At 47.2% G+C, this 4,242-nt stretch carries 4 protein-coding genes; all 4 read left to right on the top strand.

All coding sequences use genetic code 11. The features are described 5' to 3' along the window. The first annotated feature begins 145 nt into the window (after positions 1–145). The gene (locus RMO84_RS03430; protein WP_310487047.1) at positions 146–763 is read left to right on the top strand and encodes an FMN-dependent NADH-azoreductase; all 618 of its coding nucleotides are present in this window, start codon (positions 146–148) and stop codon (positions 761–763) included. 135 nt (positions 764–898) lie between these two features. Beyond that, positions 899–1,903, top strand: coding sequence for an NADP-dependent oxidoreductase (locus tag RMO84_RS03435; protein ID WP_310487048.1), 1,005 nt, complete (start codon positions 899–901; stop codon positions 1,901–1,903). Between the two features lie 79 nt (positions 1,904–1,982). Further along, entirely contained in the window at positions 1,983–3,749 is a 1,767-nt protein-coding gene (gene menD / locus RMO84_RS03440; RefSeq protein ID WP_310487049.1) for a 2-succinyl-5-enolpyruvyl-6-hydroxy-3-cyclohexene-1-carboxylic-acid synthase, read from the top strand. Positions 3,750–3,911: 162 nt separating this feature from the next. Continuing rightward, complete coding sequence (locus RMO84_RS03445) at positions 3,912–4,070, top strand: DUF433 domain-containing protein (protein ID WP_396135760.1); 159 nt, start codon at positions 3,912–3,914, stop codon at positions 4,068–4,070. Positions 4,071–4,242: the final 172 nt, after the last annotated feature.

The following is a 4,242-nucleotide window of genomic DNA, read 5'->3' on the forward strand; positions in this document are numbered from 1 at the left end:
GATTAAAGTCCCCCTTTTTAAGGGGGATTTAGGGGGATCTCCACCAATTAGGCGTATTAAAAGTAACTTTTCAAACACCCTCTCAGCGCGGGTCAGAAACACTGCATCAGAGCACATCCTTACCAACCACAACTAGAAAAAATCCATGACCCATATCCTGCACATCGATGCTAGCCCGCGCCAAGATCGATCGATCTCCCGCACCCTCACCCAAGAATTCATTACCGACTGGAAAACCGCTCATCCTGGCGATACCGTCACCTATCGCGATCTCGGACATCATCCGATCCCCTTTGTAGACGAAGACTGGATTGCCGCCGCTTATTCCGCCCCCGAACAACACACCCCCGCCCAAACCCAAGCCATCCAATTATCCAACGAGCTAGTCGATGAATTTCTAGCAGCCGATCGCTATGTCTTTGGGGTTCCGATGTACAACTTCAGCATTCCCGCCAATTTTAAAGCCTACATCGACCAAATTACCCGCGTCGGACGGACATTTGCTGTGGATGCCAACGGCTACAAAGGACTAGTCCACGGCAAGAAAATAACGATTATTACAGCCAGTAGCGGTGCCTATCCCCACGGCAGCCCCGGTCATAGCTACGACATGCAAACCCCCTATCTCCAGCTCATTTTTGGCTTCATGGGCATCACCGACGTAGAGTTCATTCATGCCGATAGTCTCAGCATGGGCGATGAAGCACGCGATCGAGCGATCGCCACCGCTCAATCGGCAATTAAAACCGCAGTTCGCGCCTAATTATGCTCGACTAGCCGATTAGATTCTTAGCAAGGCGTTGCTAATTGTAGGTGTGATTTTCAGTTTTTATATCTCTTCCTCCCACTCCCCGCTCATACTCAATCCAGCAACGCCCTCAGCAACTAGGAGCCAATTATGACCGAGATCGTCAGTCGCGAAATTCAGCTAGCCTCGCGTCCAAATGGAATGCCCACCGCAGCCAACTTTAACCTGGTAGAAAATAAATTACCACCATTGCCTGACGATCGCATCCTCGTCCGCAATCTCTACATGTCGGTAGATCCCTACATGCGGGGTCGGATGAACGATGTCAAATCTTACGTACCGCCATTTCAACTAGGCAAACCACTCGAAGGTAGTGCCGTCGGTGAAGTAGTCGAATCCCGCGCGGAGGGCTTTAAATCCGGCGATATCGTCACCTCTAGCTTAGGTTGGCGCGAGTACTTTATTGCCGAACCGCAAGCATTGCACCCAGTCAACCGCGAAATTCAACCGCTCTCGATTTATCTCGGCTTGCTCGGTGCGACAGGCTTGACTGCTTGGGCAGGTTTGAATCTAGTCGATGTCCAAGCTGGCGATGTTATATTCATCTCCGGTGCCGCTGGTGCTGTCGGTAATGTCGCCGGACAATTGGCAAAATTGCGCGGGTGTCACGTTATCGGCTCGGCGGGTACGGCTGAAAAAATTGACTTTCTCAAAAATGAATGTGGGTTCGACTGCGTGTTTAATTACAAAGATGCACCCGTACTCGAACAGCTTCAGCAAGCAGCCCCAGACGGCATCGACGTCTATTTCGATAATGTCGGCGGCGAAAGTCTCGAAGCCGCACTGGCGGTACTGCGTAACTACGGGCGGATTATCGCCTGTGGGGGCATCTCTGGCTACAACGCTGACAAACCTACCCCTGGGCCGAGTAATCTGTTCAATATTACGACCAAACGCTTGACGATGAAGGGATTAATCGTCAGCGATTCGATCCATCTCATCGATGACTTCCAACGCGAAGTCGGTGGCTATTTCCAGGCCGGTAAATTGCAAAACAAAGAAACGGTAGTCACCGGCATCGATCGAGCCGTAGACGCCTTTCTCGGTCTATTTGAAGGTCAGAATATCGGCAAGATGGTCGTCAAATTAGATTAGCGGTAAAATTAGTAGTCTGAGATCGAACTTACACGATCGAGCGATCGTCACAGCTAGAATTAGGCGAACTACTAACAGCATGAATCAGTTATGGGGCTATTTAATCGTCGAAGAATTACTCAGAAATGGCGTTAATTATTTTGTCATTTCACCCGGTTCTCGATCGACTCCATTAACTGTAGCTGTCGCTCAAAATGCCCGAGCAAGCAAAATTATTTGTCTAGACGAACGCGCTGCGGCTTTCCATGCGATCGGGTACGCGCGCGCGACGGGAAATCCAGCGGTGTTAATTTGTACATCTGGTACGGCAGCCGCGAATTATTTTCCCGCAGTTATTGAAGCCGCGATCGATAATATTCCCCTGATTATTTTATCTAGCGATCGACCGCCAGAACTACGCCAGACGGGGGCAAATCAGACGATTAACCAGGTAAATTTGTATGGAGATTATCCAGTCTGGCAATTCGATTTACCTTGCCCTACAGCCGAAATTAACCCCAATGTGGTGCTGACGACGATCGATCTAGCGGTATCTAAATCGCGACAAGCTCCAGGCGGTGTCGTGCATCTCAATTGCATGTTTCGAGAACCCTTAGCACCTACGGATTCGCCGGTAGAAGTACCTGAGAGTTTGTTAAAGTGGAGCGAAAGTCGATTCTCCGTAGGAGAGGCTCCGCCAACGGCATACACGCGTTATGCAGCTAAATTAACTATTCCGGCTACTGCCGAAATTCAGTCGCTTGTTGACACGCTCGCCTCCACCGCTAGAGGTATCCTATTTGTCGGACAGTTAAAATCTACAGCAGAAATTCAGGCAGTAGTAAAATTAGCAGCGCGGTTAAATTGGGCGGTATTTGCCGATATTCAGTCGGGGTTGAGATTGCGTCAAGATTTGCCGAATTTAATCCATTACTTCGATCGATTATTACTAACAGATATCGTAGTAGAGCTAGAACAGATCGAGACGATCGTTCAAATCGGTACCAGAATTGTCTCAGCACAGTGGTTTAAATGGATCGAGAAACATCCACCGAAAAATTATATTGCGATCGCCGATAATCCCGATCGTTACGATCCCAACCATCTAGTTTCCTTGAGGATAGAATCTGACATCGCCTATCTGTGCGATCGATTATGCGAGCAGTTACCGCAGTTCTCCCCATCAATATGGGTGCAGAAATTACGAGCTGCTTCAGATAGAATCGGCGTTACAGCCGCTAATTTTTTAAAAACCTCCAAATTAACCGAACCACTCATCGCTCGCACTATTTCCGAACTCATCCCCAGTCAACATGGCTTGTGGGTATCGAATAGTATGCCGATTCGCGATTTAGATATGTTTGGTATCGGTGCAATTGCAGAAGATTCCCAGTCATTAAGTCTGCGAGTCGGTGCAAATCGCGGTACCAGTGGGATTGAAGGTGCGATCGCTTCAGCGACTGGATTTGCGATCGGTTTACAGTCTCCCGTTACGGCGATCGTGGGAGATTTATCGAGCTTATATGACTTGAATTCGTTCGCATTATTACGGCACAATTCACAACCAGTAATTGTGGTAATTATCAACAACGATGGTGGCGGAATTTTCTCATTTTTACCGATCGCTAAATCTACTCAGCTTTTCGATACTTATTTTGGTACGCCACATGGTTTAGATTTCCAACATGCAGCAGCAATGTTTAAATTAGACTACTATCATCCCCAAAACTCTGATGAATTTATTCATACTTATCAGCAAGCAGTAGATAATCATCGCAGTGCAATAATTGAAGTTACGACCGATCGAACTGAAAATCTCCAAATACATCAGGCTCTCAATCTAGATATTCAACAGCAGTTTGAGTGATTTTTGCCGATCTCGATCTCTCGTGCTGAGAATTAGACAACAATTCAGAATAGCTGGTAGCATCGATTTATGGAAGTATTGGAGCCAGTCACACTATGAGTAGTTCGCAACTTTTGTCACGGAGATCGATTACCTCCGGTAGGCTTCGCCAACGATCCTAATATCTGCGTTGGTAAACCCTGTATTAAGGGACATCGCATTTGGGTGTCGTTAATTCTCGACTTTTTGGCTAGTGGTGCAAGTATGACAGAGATTCTCGAAGACTATCCCCAGCTCGAAACAGAAGACATTCTGGCTTGTATCGCTTATTCTCCTCTATGAACGCGATCGCGCAAATCGAACTAGTTTTTCTGTCACCATAATAAAATTGTCGGATAGCTGTTCGGGATATTCTGCTAATAACCTTTGTAAAAGTGCGATTTTGTTAGTAGAGCTTTCATTCTCAAGCCTAAGTAAAATAACACCTCGATGTTCTCGATGCTCTCGAAAGACT

The sequence above is a fragment of the Chamaesiphon sp. VAR_69_metabat_338 genome (assembly GCF_031423935.1).
Lineage (GTDB): Bacteria > Cyanobacteriota > Cyanobacteriia > Cyanobacteriales > Chamaesiphonaceae > Chamaesiphon.